The 24,359-nt window shown below is 71.8% G+C and carries 18 protein-coding genes; 7 read left to right on the top strand and 11 right to left on the bottom strand.

Annotated elements, in window-relative coordinates; translation table 11 throughout:
• Positions 1-8: 8 nt before the first annotated feature.
• Together BCF33_RS03760 and BCF33_RS03765 are read right to left on the bottom strand one after the other, a co-directional pair.
• Positions 9-1,028, bottom strand: coding sequence for a patatin-like phospholipase family protein (locus BCF33_RS03760; protein ID WP_106159564.1), 1,020 nt, complete (start codon positions 1,026-1,028; stop codon positions 9-11).
• A 24-nt stretch (positions 1,029-1,052) separates the two neighbouring features.
• Complete coding sequence (locus BCF33_RS03765; RefSeq protein ID WP_106159565.1) at positions 1,053-1,826, bottom strand: 3-hydroxybutyrate dehydrogenase; 774 nt, start codon at positions 1,824-1,826, stop codon at positions 1,053-1,055.
• Positions 1,827-2,131: 305 nt separating this feature from the next.
• On the opposite strand from BCF33_RS03765, the gene BCF33_RS03770 reads away from it, so the two are divergent.
• From BCF33_RS03770 to BCF33_RS03785, 4 genes are all read left to right on the top strand, one after another.
• The gene (locus tag BCF33_RS03770) at positions 2,132-3,934 is read left to right on the top strand and encodes an extracellular solute-binding protein (protein WP_245883707.1); all 1,803 of its coding nucleotides are present in this window, start codon (positions 2,132-2,134) and stop codon (positions 3,932-3,934) included.
• 126 nt (positions 3,935-4,060) lie between these two features.
• The gene (locus tag BCF33_RS03775) at positions 4,061-4,405 is read left to right on the top strand and encodes a hypothetical protein (RefSeq protein ID WP_106159566.1); all 345 of its coding nucleotides are present in this window, start codon (positions 4,061-4,063) and stop codon (positions 4,403-4,405) included.
• A 91-nt stretch (positions 4,406-4,496) separates the two neighbouring features.
• Positions 4,497-5,153 (top strand): DsbA family oxidoreductase, encoded by a 657-nt coding sequence (locus BCF33_RS03780; protein ID WP_106159567.1) that lies wholly within the window; start codon positions 4,497-4,499, stop codon positions 5,151-5,153.
• A 53-nt stretch (positions 5,154-5,206) separates the two neighbouring features.
• Complete coding sequence (locus BCF33_RS03785) at positions 5,207-6,406, top strand: MFS transporter (protein ID WP_106159568.1); 1,200 nt, start codon at positions 5,207-5,209, stop codon at positions 6,404-6,406.
• 3 nt (positions 6,407-6,409) lie between these two features.
• On the opposite strand, the gene BCF33_RS03790 is transcribed toward BCF33_RS03785, so the two are convergent.
• From BCF33_RS03790 to BCF33_RS03800, 3 genes are all read right to left on the bottom strand, one after another.
• The gene (locus BCF33_RS03790) at positions 6,410-7,735 is read right to left on the bottom strand and encodes a cation:proton antiporter domain-containing protein (protein ID WP_106159569.1); all 1,326 of its coding nucleotides are present in this window, start codon (positions 7,733-7,735) and stop codon (positions 6,410-6,412) included.
• 375 nt (positions 7,736-8,110) lie between these two features.
• The gene (gene mfd, locus BCF33_RS03795; protein ID WP_425432741.1) at positions 8,111-11,566 is read right to left on the bottom strand and encodes a transcription-repair coupling factor; all 3,456 of its coding nucleotides are present in this window, start codon (positions 11,564-11,566) and stop codon (positions 8,111-8,113) included.
• 36 nt (positions 11,567-11,602) lie between these two features.
• Entirely contained in the window at positions 11,603-12,190 is a 588-nt protein-coding gene (locus tag BCF33_RS03800) for a component of SufBCD complex (RefSeq protein WP_425432742.1), read from the bottom strand.
• A gap of 95 nt (positions 12,191-12,285) precedes the next feature.
• Here BCF33_RS03800 and hemB point away from each other — a divergent pair, with 95 nt between their 5' ends.
• Both hemB and BCF33_RS03810 read left to right on the top strand, forming a co-directional pair.
• On the top strand, positions 12,286-13,299 hold the full coding sequence (gene hemB / locus BCF33_RS03805; RefSeq protein ID WP_106159570.1) for a porphobilinogen synthase: 1,014 nt from the start codon (positions 12,286-12,288) through the stop codon (positions 13,297-13,299).
• Between the two features lie 119 nt (positions 13,300-13,418).
• Positions 13,419-13,979: a lipid-binding SYLF domain-containing protein gene (locus BCF33_RS03810; RefSeq protein ID WP_106159571.1), complete on the top strand. Its 561-nt coding sequence runs from the start codon at positions 13,419-13,421 to the stop codon at positions 13,977-13,979.
• A 253-nt stretch (positions 13,980-14,232) separates the two neighbouring features.
• Here the strand turns inward: BCF33_RS03810 and BCF33_RS03815 are convergent, their stop codons facing one another.
• Complete coding sequence (locus BCF33_RS03815) at positions 14,233-15,096, bottom strand: NAD(P)-dependent oxidoreductase (RefSeq protein WP_106159572.1); 864 nt, start codon at positions 15,094-15,096, stop codon at positions 14,233-14,235.
• Positions 15,097-15,205: 109 nt separating this feature from the next.
• On the opposite strand from BCF33_RS03815, the gene BCF33_RS03820 reads away from it, so the two are divergent.
• Complete coding sequence (locus tag BCF33_RS03820; RefSeq protein WP_106159573.1) at positions 15,206-17,707, top strand: penicillin acylase family protein; 2,502 nt, start codon at positions 15,206-15,208, stop codon at positions 17,705-17,707.
• A 1,133-nt stretch (positions 17,708-18,840) separates the two neighbouring features.
• Here the strand turns inward: BCF33_RS03820 and hflX are convergent.
• The 5 genes from hflX to BCF33_RS03845 all read right to left on the bottom strand — a co-directional run bounded on the left by hflX (position 18,841) and on the right by BCF33_RS03845 (position 24,356).
• On the bottom strand, positions 18,841-20,160 hold the full coding sequence (gene hflX / locus BCF33_RS03825) for a GTPase HflX (RefSeq protein WP_425432744.1): 1,320 nt from the start codon (positions 20,158-20,160) through the stop codon (positions 18,841-18,843).
• Positions 20,161-20,394: an RNA chaperone Hfq gene (gene hfq, locus BCF33_RS03830; protein ID WP_106159574.1), complete on the bottom strand. Its 234-nt coding sequence runs from the start codon at positions 20,392-20,394 to the stop codon at positions 20,161-20,163.
• A gap of 87 nt (positions 20,395-20,481) precedes the next feature.
• Complete coding sequence (locus BCF33_RS03835) at positions 20,482-22,014, bottom strand: TrkH family potassium uptake protein (protein ID WP_106159575.1); 1,533 nt, start codon at positions 22,012-22,014, stop codon at positions 20,482-20,484.
• 1 nt (position 22,015) lies between these two features.
• Positions 22,016-23,392, bottom strand: coding sequence for a Trk system potassium transporter TrkA (gene trkA, locus BCF33_RS03840; RefSeq protein ID WP_106159576.1), 1,377 nt, complete (start codon positions 23,390-23,392; stop codon positions 22,016-22,018).
• 67 nt (positions 23,393-23,459) lie between these two features.
• A complete protein-coding gene (locus tag BCF33_RS03845) occupies positions 23,460-24,356 on the bottom strand; it encodes an alpha/beta fold hydrolase (RefSeq protein WP_106159577.1) in 897 nt (298 codons plus the stop codon).
• Between the last annotated feature and the right edge of the window lie 3 nt (positions 24,357-24,359).

Below are 24,359 nucleotides of genomic sequence, written 5' to 3' on the forward strand. Positions count from 1 at the left end.
GCGACCTCCTAGCCGAACATCGCTTGCAGATCGACGGTTCCACGCCGCCCGATGTCCCCTTTATGCGAGGCGAGGAAGCTGTCCATCGCCGCCTCGCCCGCCGCGCGCAGCGTTTCGATAACCGCGCGGGTCGGGACCAGCTTGGTCGCGACGTTCAGCCGCCGCATCAGGTCGTCGTCGGCGATCATGTGGACCAGCACCTCCTTCATGCTGCCTTGGGGCACCTGCCGCTGCGCGAGCAGCCGCTGCACGAAGGCGATCGCGCGCAGCTCCCGCAGGAGCGACGTGTTGAACCCGATCTCGTTGATGCGGTTCTGGATCGCCTGCGCGCTGCGCGGCACCTCCGGGCGAACGAGCGGGTTGATGTTGATCACTATGACGTCCGCCGGCAGGTCGGGCCCGAAGAGGGGGAAGAGGGCGGGGTTGCCGGTGTAGCCGCCGTCCCAATAGGCGTCGCCTTCGATCTCGACGGCCTGGAACAGCGTGGGCAGGCACGCGCTCGCCAGGAGGACGTCGGGCGTGACCTCCTCGGCGGGAAAGACGCGGACCTTGCCCGTCCGGACGTTCGTCGCGTTCACGAAGAAGGCCGGGCCCTCGGCCGCGCGGACCCTGTCATAGGACAGCCGTTCGGCGATGGGGCGCAACGGGTTGTCGTAGAAGGGGCCATAGCCGTAGGGGCTGAACACGCGGGTGGCTGCGTCCATCGCCCGGTAGCCCGGCGTCAGCTCGAGAAAACGCGCGAGGTTTCCCGCGTCGGGCAGGAAATGCGTCATCCAGTTGGCCAGGCGCAAGTCGCCGACCCGCGCGACCTCGCCCCAGAACCAGGCAAGGTTTCGGCGCGCCGCGTCTCGCGATTCGATCAGCCCGGCCTTCAGCGCCGCCCCGTTCAGCGCGCCCGCCGAGGTGCCCGAGATGCCGGCGATCTCGACGTCCTCCTCGCCGAGGAGCCGGTCGAGCGCCCCCCAAGTGAAGGCCCCGTGCGCGCCGCCGCCCTGCAGCGCGAGGTTGACGCGGACGCCCTCAGCCACCCGGGCGCCCGCCCATCGGCGCCTTCACAGCGCTGTCCATCCGCCATCGACGCTGATGGTCGTGCCGGTGATCTGGCTCGCGGCGTCCGAGCAGAGGAACAGGACGGTCTGGCCGATCTGCTCGGCGGTCGCGAAGGCCTTGGAGGGCTGGCGCTGCAGCAGCACCTCGCGGATCGCGGTCTCACGGTCCATCCCGTACTTCTCCATCGTGTCGGGGATCTGCTTCTCGACCAGCGGCGTCATGACGTAGCCCGGACATACGGCGTTCGCGGTTATCGGCTCCTCCGCGGTCTCCAGCGCTACGACCTTGGACAGCCCGACGATCCCGTGCTTCGCCGCGACGTAGGCGGACTTGTAGGGGCTGGCCGTCAATCCGTGGGCCGACGCGACGTTCACCACCCTGCCCCATCCGGCCCGCCGCATCATGGGCACCGCGACCGCCGCCGTGTGGAAGGCGGAGGACAGGTTGACGGCGAGGATCGCGTCCCACCTCCCCGGGGGGAAATCCTCGATCGCGGCGACGTGCTGGATGCCCGCGTTGTTGACGAGGACGTGGCATTCGCCCGCTTCCTCGATCAGGCGCCGGGCCTCCCCGCCGTTCGACAGATCCGCCGCGACGTAGCGGACCTCCGCCCCCGTCTCCTCCGCGATTCGCGCGGCGAGGGCGTGGTCAGCCTCGTCGTCCGTGTAGCTGTTCAGGACGGTGCGCGCGCCCGCGCCGGCCAGTACGCGCGCGATGCCGAGGCCGATCCCCGAATTGCTGCCGGTCACCACCGCCGTCCTGCCCTTCAGGTCCATCGCCGATCCCCCTTCATGCCGCGTCGCGGCGACACTAGGGGCAGCGGTGTCGGGGTTGAAGGCGTCCCGACCGGGCGAGGCCGATCCTGCCGACCGAGCGCAGAACAAAAAAACGCCCGCACGAGGCGGGCGCTAAGTCATGAGGCAGGTTTCATACAGGCAAGAAACCTATCGAGCAGTGACTTGGTTATAGGCGCCCGCTCGCCCGAGTCCAACCGAAAGTTTGTGCCCCGGCCGGGCGGACGTTACCAAACCGCCAGCGGACACAAGAAGATGGGGGCGTCGTTTCGAGCATGCTGATGGGGATGATCACGAGGGCAAGGAAGCCCGTTCTGGCGCTCGCGCTGACGTTGCCGGGCGCGGCCTTCGCCGACGGCCACGGCATCGCGATGTACGGCGAGCCCGCGCTTCCCCCGGACTTCGCGCATCTTCCCTACGCGAACCCGGACGCGCCGAAGGGCGGCAGGATCGTCACCGGCGAGGCGGGCGGCTTCGACAGCCTCAACCCCTTCATCCTCGGCGGCAACGTGCCGTGGAACCTTAGATACCTTACTTCCGAGGGACTTATGGGCCGTTCCTGGGACGAACCCTTCACCCTCTACGGCCTTCTCGCAGAGCGGGTCGAGACCGCGCCCGACCGCTCCTGGGTCGAGTTCACGCTTCGCCCGGAGGCCGCGTTCAGCGACGGCACGCCCGTCACCGTGGAGGACGTGATCTGGTCCTACGAGACGCTCGGGACCGAGGGCCATCCGCGCTACCGGGGCCTCTGGGAGAGCATCGAGAACATCGAGGCAACGGATGACCGCACCGTCCGCATCACCTTCTCGGAGGAAAACCCTGAACTCGCGCTGATAAGCGGACTTCGGCCGATCCTGCAGCGCGCGCAGTGGGAGGGGCGCGATTTCGGCGAATCACCCCTCGAGCCGCCGATCGCCACCGCGCCCTACGTAGTGGACGATTTCGAGCCCGGACGCTTCATCTCGCTGCGACGCAACCCGGACTACTGGGGCGCGGACGTGCCCTTCATGCAGGGTCAGGCGAACTTCGACGAGGTCCGGCTGGAGTTCTTCGGCGATGGCGCGGTCGTGTTCGAGGCGTTCAAGGCCGGGGAGCTGACCACCCACCGCGAGTTCAACGCCGCGGTTTGGAACTCGCAGTACGACTTCCCGGCGGTCGAGCGCGGCGAGGTCATCCTTGAGGAGGTGCCCCACCGCCGCCCCTCGGGCATGACGGGCTTCGTGATGAACACCCGCAAGCCGCCCTTCGACGACTGGCGCGTCCGCGAGGCGATGATCCAGGCGTTCAACTTCGAGTTCATCAACGAGGCGATCAACTCGGGCGATATCCCGCGGATCACCTCCTATTTCTCCAACTCCGACCTCGGGATGCGCGAGGGGCCGGCCGAGGACATGGTCGCCGACCTGCTGGGGCCCTTCGCAGACGAGCTGCTGCCCGGCGCCATCGACGGCTACGCCCTGCCCGTCGGGGACGGGTCCGAGCGCAACCGCGCCGGGGTGCGCGCGGCCCTCGGCCTGCTGGAGGAAGCGGGCTGGGTGCCGGGCGACGACGGCGTGCTGCGGAACGAGGCGGGCGAGCCGTTCCGCTTCGAGATCTTGCTTCAGCAGGGCGCGACGGAGACGCAGCAGATCACCGACATCTACGTGCAGGCCCTCGCCCGTCTCGGAATCACGCCGACCGTGACCACGGTCGACCAGGCGCAGTACAATCAGCGCACGGGGTCCTACGACTTCGACATGACCTACTACCGGGTCGGCCTCTCGCTCTCGCCGGGGAACGAGCAGTACCGCTACTGGGGGTCCGAGGACGCCGCATTGGAAGGCGGCCGGAACTGGGCCGGCATCGAGGATCCGGCGGTGGACGCCATGATCGACGCGATCCTTTCCTCCCAGTCGCGGGAGGAGTTCCTCGCCGCGACGCGCGCGCTAGACCGGGCGCTGATGGCTGGGCGCTACTTCGTGCCGGTCTGGCAGTGGAACATCTCTCGCCTCGCCTACTACGACACGGTCGCGCACCCGGACTACGTCCCGATCTACGGCGACTGGATCGGCTGGCAGCCGGACGTCTGGTGGTCCACCGAGGCGCAGTGAGGGCCCGCATGGCAGGGGCGCGCCAGATCGAAAGCGCGCCCGCATTTCCCGCCTCTGGGGCGGGAACCGATCCCCCCGGGATCGGGGTTGCCCGGGTGAGATGCACGCACCCCGGAGGAACCCGACATGAAATGGTCACAGGTCAAGGCCGACTGGCCCGCCTTCATCGACGCCGTAATCGATCAGTGGCCGCAGGCCGACCGAGAGGAGCTGGAGGACCTCGAGGGCGACCGCGCCGAGGTTCGCGCCTATCTCATGGAGGCCACGGGCGAGGACAAGGCCACCGTCGAGGAGGAGATCCGCGAATGGCTGGAGAGCGACGTCCCCCTCGACGCCATCATGGACGAGTCCAAGGACAACGAGATGATCGGCGAGTCCGGCCGCTACATCCCGGAAGGCGAGGACGTCTATGACGACGACCGCGAGTTCGGCGACGACAACCAGCCCGCCCCCCCGATCGGCCGCACCTAGGGTATCCGCCCTTGTTCTCCTGCCGGCGGCCGAGGTTCGGCGGCGGGCGATCCGGGGTGACGCCGGCGCCGTGCGGGCGTAGGGCGGATTCATGGTGCGCCTCGACATCCTCTCCGATCCGATCTGCCCCTGGTGTCTGATCGGGAAGACCCATCTCGACCGGGCGCTGGAGGCGCGGCCGGACCACCCGTTCGTGGTCGCCTGGCATCCATTCCAGCTGAACCCGGACATGCCGGAAGGCGGCATGGATCGGCGCGACTACCTCTCGCACAAGTTCGGCGGGCGCGAGCGGGCAGCCGAGGTCTATGCACGCATCGACGCCGCCGCCCGCGAGGCGGGGATCGAGATCGATTGGTCCGCGATCCGGCGCACGCCGAACACGCTGGACGCCCATCGCCTGATCCACTGGGCGGGCGTCGAGCATCGGCAGGGTCCGGTGGTAGACGCGCTCTTCGCCGCCTACTTTCGCCAGGGACGGGACATCGGCGATCCCGAGGTCCTCGCCGCCATCGCCGGCGAGGCGGGGATGGACGCCGGGGCGGTGGCCCGCCTCCTCGCCTCGGATGCGGATCGCGCGGACGTCGCCGCACGCGACGCGAACGCCCGCGAGAAGGGCGTGACGGGCGTTCCGACCTTCATCGTCGGCGACCGCCATGCCGTGTCGGGCGCCCAGCCTCCCGACCTTTGGGAGCGCGTCATCGACGAGCTGGCCGGCACCCCGCAGACGCATCCCGGCGGGACCGCGTGAGGCTTCGCCCCGGCGCGCCCGCGTCGGGCGACCCACTCGCCCCGAGGCCCGACATGGCCACCGCCGCCGCCGCCGGGCGCGCCGCGCCGGGACCCGGCCAGATCGAGTTCATCGCCCTCATGGCGATGCTCGCGGCGACGGTCGCCTTCTCCATCGATGCGGTGCTGCCGGCGCTCGGCGACATCGCGGAGGAGATGTCGCCGGACGCGCCGAACCTCGCGCAGTTCGTGCTCACGGCATTCGTTCTCGGGATGGGCGCGGGCACCTTCCTAGCCGGCCCCTTGTCGGACGCGATCGGGCGCCGGCCGACGGTCGCCCTGGGCGCGGCGCTCTATTGTGCGGGGGCGGGCTGGGGCTTCTTCGCGCAGACGCTGGAGGGGCTCCTCCTCGCGCGGCTGATCCAGGGGATCGGCGCGGCAGGTCCGCGCGTCACCATGCTCGCCATAGTGCGCGACCGGCATTCGGGGCCCGAGATGGCGCGCATCATGTCGTTCGTGATGACGGTCTTCGCGCTGGTGCCCGCGGTCGCGCCCCTCCTCGGGGCGGGCATCATCGCCGTCACGGGCTGGCGGGGCGTGTTCGGGGCGTTCCTGGTCTTCTCGGCGATCTCGGTCGGCTGGCTCTGGCTGCGCCTCCCCGAAAGCCTGCCGCCGCCGCGCCGCCGTCCGATCCGGCCCGCGCTTCTGATGGCGGCCCTGCGCGAGACGCTGTCGAACCCCCGCGTCCGGCGCGCGATCATCGTGCAGATGCTGGCCTTCGCGGCGCTGTTCGCCACGCTGTCCTCGCTGCCTTACGTCTTCGAGGAACCCTACGGCCGCGGGGCGTCGCTGGCCCTCTGGTTCGCTGCCCTGGCGGTCCTCTCCGCCGGGGGCAGCCTTCTGAACGCGCGCCTCGTGGGACGCCTGCCCCTGGGGTGGATCGTGACGGGAACAATGGCCGTCCTGGCGGTCCTGTCCTTCTTGGCGGCGGCGCTGGCGTCGGCAGGCGCCCTGCCCTTCCCGGCCTTCTGGCTCTGGGGGGTGTCGGTCTTCTTCATGGCCGGCCTCGTCATGGGCAACGTCAACACCATCGCGCTCGAGCCGCTGCCGCACGTCGCCGGCCTCGCCACTTCGGTGGTGGCCTCGCTGGCGACCGTCGGGGCCGTCGCCCTCGCCGCGCCCGTGGGCCTTCTCTACGATGGGACGCCCGTGCCGCTGACCCTCGGGGTCGGCGCGATGGCGGGCGCCGGGGCGTGGCTGGCGCGGCGGCTCTAGCGGCTATGCGGCGGCATCGGGTCGGGTCTGGGCGACGCTCTCGTTCGGATGATCCTCGCTGTCCTCCTCCTCGTCGGGTCCGACGATGAAGTTCGCCATGAAGCCGTGGATGCCGATGGAGGCGAAGATCACAATCGCGGCGATGCGCCAAACCGCGTCGATACTCTCGAACTCGGCGTGGTTCTGCGCGTAGGCGATGTAGAAGACGGAGCCCATGCCGCGTACGCCGAAGAAGGCGACCTTGTATCTCTCGAGGTTCTGGCAATCGACGCGCAGCAGCGAGAGAAGCCCCGCGGCGGGGCGGATGACGAAGATCAGAAGCGCGGCGAAGAGAATCTCGGCCAACGTCACCCCGGCCATGCCCCCGGCGTAGAGGAACGTGCCGAACCAGAGGAGGAGGAACGCGAGGAGGATCGTCTCGAGCTGGTCCGATCCATGATGGACGAACCTTTGATAATCCTCGGAGGACGTGCCGCGCGTGTTCATCCGTCCCGCCCGGGCGGCGAAGAACACGGCGAGGAAGCCGTAACCGTCCACCGCCTCGACGAGGCCATAGGACAGCAGCGTCGCCGACAGCGCCGTCACGATGGCGTTCCAGGCCCCGTTGCGCGCATCGCCGACGGGCGACGTGACGACCCACGACACCGCGAATCCCACGAGAAAGCCGCCGATGCACCCGACCGCGACGCGGTAGAAGAGGTCGAAGGTCAGCCACTGGGTCCAGAACCATTCGGGCGCGCCGAGGGCGCCGTTCGCCATCCATCCGTAGCTGGCGACGCTGATGGCGAGGTAGATGAATGGAAAGGCGAGCCCGTCGTTCATCCCGGCTTCGGCGGTCAGCGCGACTTCCATGGGCCGCTCGCCCTTGCCCGGCGGGGCGACCTGGACGGTGCGGGCCATGACCGGATCGGTCGGCGCCAACGCCGCGGCAAGGAGGAGCGCGCCGGCCAAGGGCAGGCCCAGCCACGCGACCCCGGCGAAAGCCGTCGCCGCGATGGTCAGCGGCATCGCGACCAGCAGCAGCATGAAGGCGGACTTCCAGTTCCGCCAGTTCATGGGCGTGTCGATGGCGAGCCCCGCACCGGCGAGCGAGATGATCACGATCAACTCGGAGATATGCTCGATCGCCGCGCTCTCCCAGGCGCCGTCGCGGGGGTCGATCATGGGAAATCCCAGCGCCGCGACCGCGATCCCGCCGAGGATGTAGAAGAACGGAATGTTGACGAGGCGGTACTTCCCGAGCGCGGTCTGGAAGGTCAGCCCGAGCAGCGCGAGCCCCAGCACGCCGTAGATCAGGTCGCGCATGTCGATGGTCGGCCAGTCGAGCAAGCGAAGTCCCCCGTTCGGCGTTCAACCGGCGGGGACCGGAGCGGTTCCCGTCAACAGTGGCGGGGCTGACGCCAGAGGTCCGCAAGGACGACGGCGGGTATTACGGCTGCGAGTCATTCGGAAGTCGCGTGCATGGGTCCCGCCGAATACGGGCGCCGGCACGCGATCCAAGCGAGGAGGCGCGCGATGCCACAAGGAACACCGCCGGTCTTTCGATGGGGGTCATTGAAGATCGCCGATCACCGAACCCTGGTAATCGTTTGCGTGACCCTGGTCGCCATCGTGTTCTTTGTTACCGAAGTGCCGTCGTTGCGGATCGTTTGGAAGGAGTTGTCGGCGTTCTTCCCAAGGACGAATTAACCGCCGTTCCCCCGCCTACTCCGCCGCCACCTTCTGCTTCGCGTCGCGGACCTTCTCGGCCAGGTCGCGGGCGATGGCGAAGGCGCCCTTGATCTTGTCGGCCGTCCGCGCCCAGTCGCGCAGCACCACGATCTTGTTGTCCTTCACCTTCGCCTGCCCCTTCTCGGCGGCGACGAACTCCACCAACCCCTCGGGGGAGGCGAACTTGTCGCCGTGGAAGCGGATCGTCGCGCCCTTGGGCCCCGCGTCGAGTTGCGCGATCCCGGCGCGCTTGCACATCGCCTTGATCCGCACGACCAGCATCAGCGTGTTCACCTCCTTGGGCAGGGGGCCGAAACGGTCGATCAGCTCCGCCGCGAACCCCTCCAGCTCGACCTTCGTGGTCAGCGAGGACAGCCGCCGGTAGAGGCCGAGGCGCACGTCGAGGTCCGGCACGTAGTCCTCGGGAATCATGACGGGAACGCCGAGGTTGATCTGCGGCGACCAGTCCCCCTCCAGGTCGGCGGGCCCGGCCATCTCGCCGCGCTTGAGCTTGGCGATCGCCTCCTCCAGCATCGACTGGTAGAGTTCGTACCCGACCTCGTTGATCTGGCCCGACTGCTCCTCGCCGATCAGGTTGCCCGCGCCGCGGATGTCGAGGTCCTGCGAAGCCAGCGTGAACCCGGCCCCCAGCGAATCCAGCGTTCCCAGAACCTTCAGCCGCTTCTCGGCCGCGGGGGTCAGCTTCTGGCGGGGCTTCGTCGTCATGTAGGCGTAGGCCCGCACCTTGGACCGTCCCACCCGCCCCCGGATCTGGTAGAGCTGCGCCAACCCGAACATGTCCGCGCGGTGCACGATCATCGTGTTGGCCGCCGGGATGTCGAGGCCGGCCTCGACGATGGTGGTGGCCAGAAGCACGTCGTACTTGCCGTCGTAGAAGGCGTTCATCCGGTCGTCGAGCTCGCCCGCCGCCATCTGGCCATGCGCTGTCACGAACGTGATCTCGGGCACCTGCTCGCGCAGGAACTCCTCGATCTCGGCGATGCCGGCGACGCGGGGGACGACGAAGAAGGACTGCCCGCCGCGGTAATGCTCGCGCAAGAGCGCCTCGCGGATGGTGACGGCGTCGAACTCGGACACGTAGGTTCGGATCGACAGGCGGTCGACGGGCGGCGTGGCGATCAGCGAGAGGTCCCGCACCCCCGTCAGCGACATCTGCAGGGTGCGGGGGATCGGCGTCGCGGTCATCGTCAGCACGTGGATGTCGGAGCGCAGCTCCTTCAGGCGCTCCTTGTGCTGGACGCCGAAGCGCTGCTCCTCGTCGATGACGAGGAGGCCGAGGTCCTTGAAGCGCACCGCCTTCGCCAGGAGCGCATGGGTGCCTACCACGATGTCCACCGTGCCGTCGGCGATGCCCTTGCGGGTCTTCGCCGCCTCCTTGGCCGGGACGAACCGCGAGAGGGCGCGCACCTCGACGGGAAAGCCGCGGAACCGCTCCTTGAAGCTCTGGGCGTGCTGGCGGGCCAGCAGAGTCGTGGGCGCGATCACCGCGACCTGGCGGCCGGACATGGCGGCGACGAAGGCCGCCCGCATCGCCACCTCGGTCTTGCCGAAGCCGACGTCGCCGCAGATCAGCCGGTCCATGGGGGTGCCGGAGGCCATGTCGTTCACGACGTCCTCGATGGCCGAAAGCTGATCGTCCGTCTCGCTGTAGGGAAAGCGCGCGCAGAACGCGTCCCACATGCCGGCAGGCGGCTCCATGATGGGCGCGCGGCGCAGCAGACGCTCGGCCGCGACGCGGATCAGGCGGTCGGCGACGAGGCGGATCCGCTCCTGCATGCGGGCCTTGCGGGCCTGCCACGCGCCGCCGCCCAGCTTGTCGAGCAGCCCCTCCTCGTGCCCGTAGCGCGACAGGAGCTCGACGTTCTCGACCGGCAGGTAGAGCTTCGCGCCCTCCGCGTACTCGAGGTGCAGCATCTCGTGCGCCGCGCCGAGGGCCTGGACGACCTCCAGCCCCTGATAGCGCCCGATCCCGTGGTCGACGTGGACGACGAGGTCCCCGGGGGAGAGGGCCTGCGCCTCCGTGATGACGTTCTCGGCCCTCTTGCGGCGCTTGGGGCGGCGGATCAGCCGCTCGCCCAGGACGTCCTGCTCGGAGATGACGGTGAGGTCCGGCGCCTCGAACCCCGCCTCCAGCGGCCAGACCGCGAGGTTGAGGCCCGAGGAGAGGTCCCGCACGTCGTCCACGAGGGTGGCGTTCCCCTGCCCCTCGTCCTCCAGGAGGCCCTGGAGCCGCTCGCGCGCGCCCTTCGAGTAGGAGGCGACCACAACGGGCCCCTCGTTCCGCCGCTCGGCGATGTGGTCGGCCAGCGTGCCGAAGAGCGACAGCTCGACCTGCTGGCGCTCGGGGGCGAAGTTGCGGCCGATCCGCCCCCCGGCGTCCACGACCCCCGGCCCCGGCGCCTGCGCCAGCGGGTGGAAGCGGACGACGCGGTGCCCGGCCAGGGCCGCGTCCCAGGCCGCGTCGTCGAGATAGAGCGCGCCGGGCGCGACAGGCTTGTAGACGGTGCCCATGCGCGCCTTCGAGCGCATCGCCTCGCGGCGGGAATCGTAGGCGTCGACGAGGCCCTCCCAGCGCGCGGCGCGAGCCGCGTCCGTCTGGTCGTCGAGGCAGGCCACGCAGCCGGGGAGGTAGTCGAAGATCGTCTCCAGCCGCTCGTGGAAGAAGGGCAGCCAGTGCTCCATCCCCGTCTGCTTGCGGCCCGCGCTGACGGCCTCGTAGAGCGGATCGTCCGTGCCGGCGGCCCCGAACTCGATCCGGTAGGCCTGGCGGAAGCGGGTGATCGCGGCGTCGTCCAGGATGATCTCGGACACGGGCGCGAGGTCGAGGCCGCGCACCTTGTCGGTCGTCCGCTGCGTCGCCGGATCGAAGCGCCGCGCCTCGTCGAGGACGTCCCCGAAGAGGTCGAGGCGCACGGGCTGCGCGTGGCCCGGCGGCCAGACGTCGATGATGCCGCCCCGGACGGAGTAATCCCCCGGCTCGACCACCGTGGGGGCCTGGACGTAGCCCATGCGGGCGAGGAAGTCGCGGAGGCGCCGCTCGTCGATCTGCTTGCCGACCGTCGCCGTGAACGACGCGCTTCGCACCGTGTCCCGCGGCGGGATCCGCTGCGTCGCGGCCGCCAGCGTGGTCAAGAGGACGAAGGGCCCCCGCATCCCGTCCGCGAGGGCGGCCAGGGTGGCCATCCGCGCGGCGGAGACGTCCGCGTTCGGGCTGACCCTGTCGTAGGGCAGGCAGTCCCAGGCCGGGAAGTCGAGCACGGGCAGCCCCGGCGCGAAGAAGCGCAGCGCGGCGCGCGTGGCCTCCATCCGGGCGCCGTCGCGGGCGACGTGCACGACCGCGCCGCCCGCCTTCTCGGCCTCGCGCGCGATCAGCCGGGCGTCGAAGCCCTCCGGCGCGCCGCCGACCACCACATCGGTCATATCCACCATGCGCTGCGACCTACGATCCGCCGCGGGGCTGTCAACCTAGCCCCAGGCCCCGATCGCGAGGTTCTGATACATTCCGAACATCGCGGTGACGAAGATCGAGGCCATCCCGATCGCCTGGACCGTCCGGCGGTGGTGCAGCAGGTGCCGGTAGAGCACCTCGCCCACGGCCTGCTCGTTCGCGATGCGGTGCGCGCGGTTCACGGCCAGGACCCCGACGGCGGCGCCCGGCGCCGCGATGAAGAAGACGGCCTGGGCGAACTCGACCCCGTACCAAAAGGCGAGGATGGCCAGCAGCGTCATGGCGAAGGCCGCGAACCAGAGCGCCAGCAGCCCCGAGACCCTGCCGATCATCAGGAGCCGGTTCACGTTGACCCGCACGAGGTCCTGCACGTCCGCCGCCATCCGCTCTTCCCCGCCGCGGCGGGCCCGCTGGATCATGTCCCACGGCACCCCGAGCACGTAGTAGGAGAGCGAGGACCAGAACACGGCCAGCCCGATCCAGTACCAGAGGTTGGAGAAGGAGCGCATGTCGATCACCTCGAACACGCGGGCGTAGAAATCCAATTCGTCGTCCTCCGCCTGGCCGGGGCCTTCTAGCGGCCGGCTCGTCGGGGGGTCCAGCACGGTTGCGGGGGTCGCCGGGCCATGGAAGACACGTCGGGCGCCGGACCGTGACCTTTATGCCGCGCCCCGACCGGCAGGGGCCCCGAGACACGCCGATGCGCCCGACGATCGCACCCTTCCCCCTCGCCCGGCCCCGCCGCCGCCGCCGCACGCCCGCCCTCCGGGCCATGGTCCGCGAGCACGCCCTGACGCCCTCGGACCTGATCTGGCCGATCTTCGTCACCGAAGGCGAGGACCGCGAGGACGAGGTCGCGTCGATGCCCGGCGTCACCCGCCGGACCGTGGACCGCGCCGTCGCCGCCGCGCAGGAGGCGCGGGACCTCGGCATCCCCTGCCTCTGCGTCTTCCCGCATGTCGACCCGTCGCTGAAATCCGCCGCGTGCGAGGAGGCTTGGTCGCCCGACAGCCTGTCCAACCGCGCCTTCCGCGCGATCAAGGCCGCGGTGCCGGAGGTGGCGCTGATGTCGGACGTCGCGCTCGACCCGTACAACGTCGCGGGCCATGACGGCCTCGTGCGGGACGGCCGTGTCCTCAACGACGAGAGCGTCGAGGCCCTCGTGCGGATGGCCGTGAGCCAGGCCGAGGCGGGGGCCGACATCCTCGGCCCGTCGGACATGATGGACGGCCGGGTCGGCGCGATCCGCGCCGCCCTGGAGGAAGGGGGGCACAGCGACACGGCCATCCTCGCCTACTCGGCCAAGTACGCATCGGCGTTCTACGGCCCGTTCCGCGACGCGGTCGGCGCCTCGGGCGCGCTGGCGGGATCGACCGCCGGGGAAGGCAAGCAGACCTACCAGATGGACCCCGCCAATACCGAGGAGGCGCTGCGCATGATCGAGCGCGACCTCTCGGAGGGCGCCGATATGGTGATGGTGAAGCCCGGGATGCCCTATCTCGACATCGTCCGGCGGGTGCACGAGGCGTTCGCGGTGCCGACCTTCGCCTACCAGGTCTCGGGCGAGTACGCGATGATCGCGGCCGCGGCCGCGAACGGCTGGCTCGATCGCGACGAGGCCGTCCTGGAATCGCTGATCGCCTTCAAGCGCGCGGGCTGCGACGGGGTGCTGAGCTATTTCGCGCCGGAGGCCGCCCGCGCCCTGTCGCGCTGATGTGCCACTCGGGGCCCCTCGCCCCCTCAGGCGGGTGACGGCGCCCGTCGCCGCGGTCTAGTCTGCGGCAAGCGGCCCGGAAGCGGCCGTGCCGGCGGCATTGAGCGGGGGCGGAACCCATGAGCAGACACATGAACAGGCGCGCCCTCCTGGGCGGCGGCGCGGGCGTGCTGGCCCTGGCCGGCTGCGGCAACGGCGTCGGCGCGGGGGGGGCGGCGCTGATCGACGCGCGGGTCCAGGCGACGCAGAGCTTCCTGCAGCAGAACTACGCCTCGGCGCGCGACCTGCAGGCGCGGGCCGTGGGGCAGCTGGTGATGCCCCTCATAACCGAGGCGGGGTTCTTCGCGGGCGGCGCATACGGTCGTGGCGCCCTCGTCGTGAACGGGGTGACGGTGGATTACTACAGCGCCACGCAGGCCAGCTTCGGGCTGCAAATCGGGGCGCAGCAATACGCGCACGTCCTCTACTTCATGACCGAGGAGGCGCTGCAGGAGTTCCGCACGTCGCCCGGCTGGGAGGCCGGCGCGGACGTGGAGTACGCGCTTAACGACAGGGGCGCGAATGCGGGGGCGACCTCGACCACGCTGCTGACGCCGGTGATCGGGATCGTGTTCGGCCAGCAGGGCCTGCTGGCGGGCGCGAGCATCGAGGGCACGAAGTACACCCGCATCATCCCCTGAGGCGCGGGCCCGGACGATTTCCTTGCCGGCGTGAACCCGCCCTTAACCCGGCCCTGGCATCATGGCCGGGATGATTGCCGAATCGACATCGCGAAAGGGCCGGGCGGGCGCGGCGTTCCCAGCGGCGGGAGAGGTGCGCCCGGCCGCCCGGCCCGCCCGGGCCGATCGGACGCCGGGTGCGATGGCGGCCGTGCTTCTCGCGCGCCTTCTCGGGATCCTTGCGGGCGTCCTGCAGCGGATGGCCCGAGGGGCGTCAGCCGAGGCGGCGGAGCCGCTCGATCAGGCTGGAGGTGTCCCAGCGGCCGCCGCCCATCGCCTGCACGTCGGCGTAGTACTGGTCGATCAGCGCAGTGTTCGGCAGCGAGGCGCCGATCTCGTCCCCCGTCGCGATGCAGATGGCGAGGTCCTTGCGCATCCAGTCGACGGCGAAGCCGTGGTCGAACGCCCCGTCCAGCATCGTCGCGTGCCGGTTCTCCATCTGCCAGGAGCCGGCCGCCCCGCCCTTGATCACCTCGACCACCGCGCGTCCGTCGAGGCCGGCCTTCTCCGCGAAGCGCAGCGCCTCGGCCAGGCCCTGGAGGAGCCCGGCGATGGCGATCTGGTTCACCATCTTCGCGAGCTGACCCGCCCCGGTCGGCCCGATGAGGGCGATCGACCTGCCATAGGCGGCCATCACGGGCTCGGCCCGGGCGAAATCCCCCTGCGAGCCGCCGCACATGATGGAGAGGACCCCACCCTCGGCCCCCGTCTGGCCGCCGGAGACCGGCGCGTCGACCCAGCCCCCCGGCGCCTCGGCGGCGAGCTCGCGCGTGACGGCGGCCGACACGGTGGTGTGGTCGACGAAGAGCGCGCCCCCCCCCATGCCGGCGAAGGCCCCGTCCGGGCCCCGGCAGACCGCGCGCAGGTCGTCGTCGTTCCCGACGCAGGCGAACACAATGCCGGCGCCTTCGGCGGCCTCCCGCGCGGTGGGGGCGGCGCGTCCGTCATGCGCGCCGGTCCAGCCATCCGCCTTGGCGGCGGTGCGATTCCAGACCGTCACACGGTGCCCGGCGGCGGCCAGATGCCCCGCCATCGGATACCCCATCACCCCCAGACCGAGGAACGCCACATCAGCCATAGCCAGCCCGCCTTTCCGATTCCCGGCGCGGCGGCTAGACCCGCCCGGCGCCGCCCCCCGCATCGCCTGCCGGGGGCGGGCGCGTCAACGAACGAGGGCGGCGAGACGAATGGCAGCGGTGTTCCGATGGCTCCTGCGCGGCTTCCTCGCGCTCGCGGTGCTGGCGCTGGCGGCGGTGGGGATCGCCTACTGGTTCCTGGCGCGATCGCTCACCGACCCGGACGGTCGCTGGGTGGCGCGCGGCGTCTCGGCCCCGGTCGAGATCGTGCGCGACGTCCACGCGATCCCCCACGTCTTCGGCGAGACGGACGAGGACGTGTTCTTCGGCCTGGGCTTCGCGCACGCGCAGGACCGCCTCTGGCAGATGACGCTGCTGCGCCGAACCGTGCAGGGCCGCCTGTCGGAGCTGTTCGGCGCCGAGACGCTGCAGACGGACGCCTTGATGCGGCGGCTGGACCTCGCGGGGGCGGCGCGGGCGAGCGTGCCCGCGCAGGACCCCGCGACGCGGGCCATGCTGGAGGCCTACGCCGACGGGGTGAATGCCTGGATCGCGGAGGTGGACCAGGGCGCGCTCGGCCGCGGCGCGCCGGAGTTCTTCTTCTTCGAGCCGGCGATCGCGGCCTGGTCGCCGGCCGACTCCATCGCCATACTCAAGCTGCTCGCCCTGCAGCTGAGCCCCCATCTCGAGGCGGAGGTGCTGCGCGCGCGGCTCTCGCTCCTCCTGGAGGACGAGGGGCGGGTCGACGACCTCCTGCCGGAGGTTCCGGGGCCCGGGCTGGCCGCGCTGCCGCCCGTCGAGACGGTGGACTACGGCGCCCTGGCGCCCGGCGTTGCGCCGGATGCGGGGCCGTTGCGGCACGCGGCGGCCCACCCCCTATCGCCGTTCCGGCGGATGCCGTTCGCGGGTGCTTCGAACGCGTTCGCCGCGGGGCCCGAACGGGCGGCGTCCGGCGGGGCGCTGCTGGCGAACGACCCCCACATGGCGCTGACGGCGCCGACGCCCTGGTACCTCGCCCGTCTGGACCTGCGGGGCGGCGCGGTGATCGGGGGGACGATCCCCGGGGTGCCCGCGGTGCTGGCGGGACGGTCCGACCGGATGGGCTGGGGCGTGACCGCGTCCTACGCCGACGACGTCGACGTGCATCTGGAGCGGGTCGATCCGGAGGATTCGTCTCGCTACCGCACGCCGGAGGGATGGGCGCCCTTCGCGATGCGCGACAGCATCGTCCGCGTCGCCGACGGCGCGCCCGTGACGCTGCGGCTGCGCTGGACGGCGAACGGTCCGGTGATGACCGGCGACCTCTACGACCTGGCCTCGATCACGCCGGAGGGGCACGTGATGTCGGTCGCCTGGCCGGCCCTCTCGCGGGAGGACACGTCCATGACGGCCGCCCGGCGCCTGATGGCGGCCCGCGACGTGGGGGAGGGGATCGAGGCCGGCGCGCTCTTCCTGGCGCCGACGCTGAACCTGACCCTCGCCGATGCGGACGGGGCCGTGGCGCTGAAGACGGTCGGCGCCCTGCCCCGCCGGGACGCCGGCCACGCCACGCTGGGCCGCATGCCCAGCCCCGGGTGGGTCGAGGCGAACCGCTGGCAGGGCACCCTGCCCTACGCGACCAACCCCGAGTTCGTGGACCCGCCCGGCGGGATCGTCGGCAACACGAACAACAAGACCGTGGACCGGCCCTTCCCGACCCATGTCTCCTACATCTGGGGGGATGCCGTGCGCGTGAACCGGTGGCGCACGCTGATGCAGCGGCGGGCGGTCCACACCCGAGAGAGCTTCGTGGAGGCCCAGCTCGACACCGTGAGCCAGGCGGCGCGGGTGCTGCTGCCGCTGATCGGGGCGGAGCTGTTCTTCACCGGCGAGGCCGCGGCCGAAGGCACGCCGGAGCGGCAGCGCCGCCGGGCGATTGACCTTCTGGCGGAGTGGAACGGCGAGATGTCCGAGCACCGGCCCGAGCCACTGATCTACGCCGCCTGGCTGCGCGCGTTGCAGCAGCGGCTGATCCGCGACGAGATCGGCCCCCTCGCCGGCGAGTTCCCCCATCCCGACCCGATCTTCCTGGAAAGGGTATTCCGCGACGTCGGCGGCGCCGGGCAGTGGTGCGACATCCTGCAGTCGGCGCCCGAGGAGAGCTGCGCCGACATCGCGCGGATCGCGTTGGACGACGCGCTGGTCTGGATCGCGGAGCACCACCCGGGCGAGCTTGAGTCGGTCCGCTGGGGCGACGCGCACCAGGCGACGCACGATCATCCGGTGCTGGGGCAGATCCCGGTGGTGCGCTGGCTGGTGAACATCCGGCAGAGCACCTCGGGCGGGAACGCGACCCTGATGCGTGGCCGCACGCGGGGGGGGGCGGGCGACGACGCGTTCGAGAACGTCCATGCCGCGACCTACCGGGGGGTGTACGACTTCGCCGATCCGGACGCCTCGATCTTCGTGACGTCCACGGGGCAGTCGGGGCATCCCCTCTCGCGGCATTACGAGGATCTGGGCCAGCTCTGGCGGCGGGGGGAGTACGTGCCTATGATCCTCGACCCCGCGCTGGCGCGGGCCGGCGCCGAAGGCGTGACGGTGATCGCGCCGCCGAGCCGCCCGGAGGGGTGACGGCGCTGGGCAGGGGCGGCGCCCCGCGCGCATCCCGCGGGAGCGGAGCGCGGGCGGCCCTGCGCAAGGGCCAGATCGGAGCGAGACGCGATGCACACCGGGGCGGGCACGCGGCCCCGCGCAGCGTGCCCATGGCCGATCCCGGACCCCAACCGCGCGGGGCGGAAGCGCCTTGCGGAAGGCCGGGTGCACATCTCGCCGTACCCCGCCCGCGGATGGAAGCGGTGGCGTGAGCCGACGGAGCCGCGGGTCGATCCAGCCGACCCGCGCAGCCTTCGAGGCCGGAACGGGTTCCGGGGCGGTGCGCCACCCTCCGGGATGACGCGGTTGGGGCGCGGGAACGATGCGGCCATCGCCCCGAGCGACACCGGCGTTCACCAAGCCATTCCAGCCTTCTGCGTTCTCCGAGAGCCCCGGTCCGGTCCTTGCGCAAGTCTCTCGCGGCGGGCAGGCGCGGCGCGTCGGCAGGCCGAGCCCCCGAAGGGCCGCGCAGGTGCCCGCAAGGGGCGCCGAGGGGTTGGCGAATTCGCCCGACCTTCGCGGACACCTGTAGGCTTCGTCCCGTCCGGCGGCGAGATGCGAGCCGGGTTCGTTCGGGCGTTTCCGCCTCCAGGGCGGCTGGTTTCCGGGACGGACGGGGGGAGATGGCCGGCGGCGCGGCGCTTGAGCCGGGCGCGGGCAACCTATCGGAAGTGCCCGCCGCAGGAGGTCGGAGACGCCTGCTAAGGGCATCGACGCGCGCGGCGCCCTGCGGCGGCGGAAGCTCTCGTCCGGCGGCGAGATGGGGGCCGGGTTCGTTCGGGCCTCTCCGCCTCCGGGACGGCCAGGTCCCGGGGTTGCGGTGAAGGGGCATGCCCGGCGGCGCGGCGCTTGGGCCGGGTGCGGGCAGCCTGTCGGGCGTGCCCGCCGCGGGGGGTCGGAGACGTCCGCGACAGGCGTCGATCGGCGGGGCGGCCTGCGGCGGCGGAGGTTTCGGCGGTGGTCGCGGCGTCTGCTCTCGTCAACCCGGCAGAGGACGAGGGCGCGCGGCGGGGCGGCCCGTGGATCGGGCGCGGCGGATGGGGGTGCGACCTTCGCAGCGACCGTCCGCGACGCCGGCGGGTTCGACGATCGCCGGTGCGGAAGGCCCGCGCCTAGGGCTGGCGCTTGGCGAAGCGGGCGGCCTGGGCGGGGGTCCAGTCGACGGTGAGGGTGGTCGTGGTGCCGTCCTCGGACAGATCCTCGCCTGCGACGACGCCCGCATCGTAGAGCCAGGCGCGGGCGGCGCCGTCCGCAGTGGGCAGCGTCACCGCCTCGCGCGCGCGGGCGGCGCCGAGGATCCCGGACACACGGGCGAGGAGCGCGTCCACCCCCTGCCCCGTCCGGGCCGAGATCAGGGCGACGTCGTCCCGCCGCTCGGCTTGGGCGAGCGCGGCCTCCTCCCCCGCCGGGGGGAGGAGGTCGGCCTTGTTCCAGACCTCGATCCGGGGGGTGTCCTCGGCCACGCCGAGATCGTGGAGGATCGCCTCGACGTCGGCCGCCTGCTCCTCCGTCTCGGCATGGGCGATGTCGCGGACGTGGAGGACGAGGTCGGCCGACAGCACCTCCTCCAGGGTGGCGCGGAAGGCGGCGACGAGCTGGGTGGGAAGGTCCGACACGAAGCCCACCGTGTCGGACAGGATGACGTCGTCGCCCGTGGCGAGGGTGACGGCGCGCATCGTCGGGTCGAGCGTGGCGAAGAGCATGTCCTTGGCCATCACGTCGGCGCCCGTCAGGCGGTTGAACAGCGTGGACTTGCCCGCGTTCGTGTAGCCGACGAGGGCGACGACCGGATAGGGCACCTTGGCGCGCGCCGCGCGGTGAAGGTCGCGGGTGCGGGTGACCTTGCCGAGCTGGCGGCGCAGGCGGACCATCTGCTCGTCGATGGCGCGGCGGTCGGCCTCGATCTGGGTCTCGCCCGGGCCGCCGGTGAAGCCGCCCACGCCGCCCGAGCCGCCGCGCTGACGCTCGAGGTGGGTCCAGGCGCGCACGAGGCGGGTGCGCTGGTAGGCCAATGCGGCGAGATCGACCTGGAGCACCCCCTCGCGGGTGGCGGCGCGGTCGGCGAAGATCTCGAGGATGAGGCCCGTGCGGTCGAGGACCTTGGCCTTCCACGCCTTCTCGAGGTTGCGCTGCTGGACGGGGGTCACGGGTCCGTCGATCACGACGAGCTCGACCTCCTCGCGCTCGATCCGGTCCTTCAGCTCGGAGAGCTTGCCGGGCCCGAAGAGGGTGCCGGGGCGGGCGTCGCGGACGGGCACGACGGCGCCGCCCGCGATCTCGAGCCCTGGCAGGGCGCGGGCGAGGGCCAGCGCCTCCTCCAGGCGGGGGCCGGGGTCGCGGCGGGCGCGGTCGGCCTGCATCTCGGGGTGGAGGACCAGGGCGCGCGTCAGGCGCGTGCCGTGGTCGACCAGGCCGTCAGCGTCGCGCGCCAATCAATCCTCGCCTTCGTAGAGCTGGATGGGCTGCGAGGGCATGATGGTCGACATGGCCGACTTGTAGACCAGCTGCGACTGCCCGTCCCGGCGCAGCAGGACGCAGAAGTTGTCGAACCAGGTGATGACGCCCTGCAGCTTGACGCCGTTCACGAGGAAGATCGTCACCGGCACCTTGGCCTTGCGGACGTGGTTCAGGAACGCGTCCTGGAGGTTCTGCTTGTCGGCAGCCATGCGGCATCGCCCCGTTTCTTGTTGCTCTTCTCGGGCGGGACGTCCCGCTTGCCCCCGCAACATGGCCCGTAAGAGGCATGGGTTCAATCAGTTCCGCCAGAGCGAGGGGTTCAGCAGCGCGACGATGGCGAGGGTCTCGAGCCGGCCGAGGACCATGGCGGCGGCCATCACGGTCTTGGCGAAGGGCGTGAGGGCGGCGAGGTCGATGGGGCCGTCCCCCGCCACTTGGGCGACGGGCCCGCAGTTCGACAGGGCCGCAGCGGTGAGGATCAGCGCGTCCTCGAGCGGCACCCCCGTCGCGGCGAGGGCGAGGCAGGTCCCCGCGAGGGACAGCGCGAAGAGCATGAAGAACACCCAGGCCGCCCGCGCGCCGGTGCGGCGGATGCGGCGGGCGACCATGCCGGCCCCGGCGATCGAGGAGGGCAGGACCAGCCGCTCCAGCTCGCGCTCGGCATGCTTGCCCAGGGCGTAGATGCGGAAGAGCTTCACCCCCCCCGCCGTCGTGGCGACGCCGCCCCCCACGAGGGCCAGCGCCATGAGGACCACGCCCGGCGTCTCGAGCCCGGACCAGAGGGCGGCGTCGGACCATCCGTCGGAGACGAACCCGGTGGTCGTCAGGAAGGAGGCGGCGGTGAAGAGGCTGCCCCAGGCCGCGCCGAGGGCGGTGGGGATGTCCTCGGTCTCGGTCACGCCGAGGTCGGCGGCGCCGACGAAATGCCGCAGGAAGAGGAAGGCCGCCGCCGAGGCAAGCAGGACGAGGCCCAGCCGCAGCTCGGGGTCGCCATGCATTCGCGAGACGGCGGCGGACCGGCTTTCGTCGGCGAAGGTCGCGCGGGAGAGGGCGAAGACGAGGAACATCAGGACGAGCACCTCGCCCAGCACCCCGGAGGTGCCGGTCGCCCCCAGCCCGCCGGCCACGATGCCCGAGGTGGAGAGGGTGGACATGGACGTGATGAGCGCGCGCAGCGGCGTCTCGCCCGCGACGAGGAGCGCGACCCAGAGCGCGGCCGTCAGCCCCGCATAGGCCGGCAGGAGCTGGCGGGCGTAGCGGCGCATCCGGTCGCCGGCGCCACCCGATCCCCGCCGCCGGGCGGCGCCCGCGCCGATGGGGCCGTCGGCGGCGATCTCGAACCCGCCGAGGTTCATCGGCGCGAGGATCGCGGCCGCCGCCACCCACATGAAGAGCCCCCCGAGCCATCCCACCGTCGCGCGCCAGAGATGGGCCGGGCCGCTCAGCGCCGAAGGGTCGTAGAGGGTGGCGCCGGTGGTGGTGAGCGCGGAGACCATCTCGAACGCGGCGTCGCCGAGGGGCAGGCCCTCGGCTTCGGCGAGCGGCACGGCCAGCAGGAACGGCAGCGCGGTGAAGGTGCCGACCAGGGCGACCAGCTCGGCCCGGGCGGCGGCGCGGCGGTCGGGCTCGCCCCCCCGGGCGAGGCTGACGAGGACGCAGCCGAGAAGGATCAGGATCGCGGCGTAGAGGAAGGGTCTGGCCGTGTCCTCGTCGTCGCGCAGCACGGCGTGCAGGGCCGGAAGCAGCATCGCCAGCGCCGCGATGCCCGCGAAGATCGCTAGGAGGGGGATGCGGCCCAGCGCGGGGCGGCGGGCGGGCGCGCGCGGCATGCTAGAAGTAGTCGATCTGCACCTGGAGGAGCGCCTCGACCTCCGGGACGGCGCCGGCGAGGACGAAGAACACCGCCGTGTCGCCCGCGTCGATCCGGGTGGCGCCCCCCGGGCGCACGACGCGCCCGCCCTTCGAGACGGCGCCGACGATGACGCCCTCGGGCAGGTCCACCTCGCGGATGGTCCGGCCGGCCATGGGGGAGGAGGGAAGGATCTCGGCCTCGATAACCTCGGCCTCGGCGTCGCCGATGGAATAGACGTTCCGCACCCGCCCGTGCCGGACATGGCGAAGGATCGACGACACCGTGGTCGAGCGCGGGTTGATCCAGGCGTCGATGTCGAGCGGCTCCATCAGCGATTCGAGCGAGGGGTCGTTCACGAGGACGATCGCCATCTTCGCGCCCGCGGCCTTGGCGCGCACGGCGGCGAGCATGTTGGTCTTGTCGTCCGAGGTCACGCAGAGCACCGCGTCCGCCCGCCCTGCCCCCGCCTCGGCGAGAAGGTCCGCGTCGAGCCCGTCGCCGTGGAGCACGATCGTCCGGTCGAGCGCGTCGGCCGCCCGCTCGGCGCAGCTGCGGCTGGCCTCGATCACCTTGACGCGCAGCCGGTCGGCCCGCTCCTCCAGGGCGAGGGCGACGTTGAGGCCGACGTTGCCCCCGCCGAGGATCACCATCCGCTCCTGGCGGGCGGCGGGCTTGCCGAATATCTCGAGGACACGGGGCACGTCCCCGGCGTCCGCGGCGACGTAGATCGCGTCGCCCGCGTAGAGCTGGTCGCCCGGATCGGGGGTGAACAGCTCGCCGTCGCGGCGGACCCCCGTGACGATGGCCCTGAGCGTCGAGAAAAGGTCCGTGAGCTGGCGCAGCGGCGTCATCAGCACGGGGCAGTCCTCCTCCAGGGCGAGGCCGAGGAGCTGGATCGCGCCGTTCGCGAAGCTCTGGCTGTCGAAGGCGGTGGGGGCGGCGATCCGCTTGAGCGCGGCGTCCGCCACCTCCCGCTCGGGGGAGATGACGACGTCGATGGGCATGTGGTCGCGCCGGTAGAGGTCGGCGTAGATCGCCTCGCGGTAGGACTGCGCGCGCAGGCGGGCGATCTTGCGGCGGATGTCGAAGACCGAATGGGCGACTTGGCAGGTCACCATGTTCACCTCGTCCGACGAGGTGGCGGCGATGATCATGTCCGCGTCCTCGGCCCCGGCGCGCTGGAGGACGTCGGGGTAGGAGGCGAAGCCCGCGATCCCCTGCACGTCGAGCGAATCCGTCGCCCGCCGCACCAGCGCGGCGTTCTGGTCCACGACCGTGACGTCGTTGCGCTCGGAGGAGAGGTGACGGGCGATCTGCCAGCCGACCTGACCCGCGCCGCAGATGATGACCTTCATGGAAGGCTCCGTTCCGGGCCCCGTCCGGGGATCAGGGGTGAAGGCTGACCCGGGGGGGCCGCCGGGTTCAAGCGGTGCGGAGGGTCTGCACCCCGGCGCGGGCGGCGTCCAGCAGCACGCGGGCGACGGGGCCGGGCGCCTCGCGCGGGGGGAGGTGGCCGCAGTCCAGCTCGAGCAGGCGGCGCGGCGGGCGGGCGGCGCGGCGGGCGTCCGCGACCGGTATCAGGGGATCGCGGGTGCCATGGACGAAGGTGACGGGCGCCGCGATCTCGTCCAGGCGGGAGGTGAGGTTCGTGCGGAAGCCGCCGGGCCCGACCTCGCGCGAGACGAAGCCCGCGAGGGCGGGCGTGGCGACCTGCCGGCGGGCGGCCGCCTGCAGCGCGGCGACGAGGCCGGGATCGACCGGCCCGCGGCTGGCGGTGACGCGGCGGATCAGGCCGCGCGCGACGAAGGCGCTGCGCGCGATGAGGGCATAGGCCGGGCCGCGCCGCCCCAGCCTGCCGGCGATCAGCCGGCGCAGCCGCATGTGCGGCGTCCGGCGGCTGATCCCGTAGGAGGCGACGGGCACCAGATGGCGCACCGCATCGGGCTGCGAGAGGGCGAGTTCGAGCGCGATGCCGCCGCCCATGGAAAGGCCGGCGACCACCGAGGGGCCGAGGCCGGCCACCTCGCGGAAGTCGCGGACCCAGTGGGTCATGTCCGCTACCCCAGCGGCCCGGCCGAAGCCCTGCGTGCCGCCATAGCCCGGAAGATCGGGCGAGACCACGCGCAGCCCCTCGCCCGCGAGGATCGCGGCGACGGGGCCCCAGGTCATGCGCCCCTCGTCCACGCCCGACCCGTGCAGCAGGAGGACGGGCGCGCCGTCCCCGGGCCCGGCGACCCACCAAGTCGCGGGCCGCCCCTGCACGATGCCTTCCCGCCGTTCGAGCGGCGGGGCGTCGAGGGGATCAGTCGAGGTCGTCATCCG

The sequence above is a fragment of the Hasllibacter halocynthiae genome (assembly GCF_003003095.1).
GTDB classification, from domain to species: domain Bacteria; phylum Pseudomonadota; class Alphaproteobacteria; order Rhodobacterales; family Rhodobacteraceae; genus Hasllibacter; species Hasllibacter halocynthiae.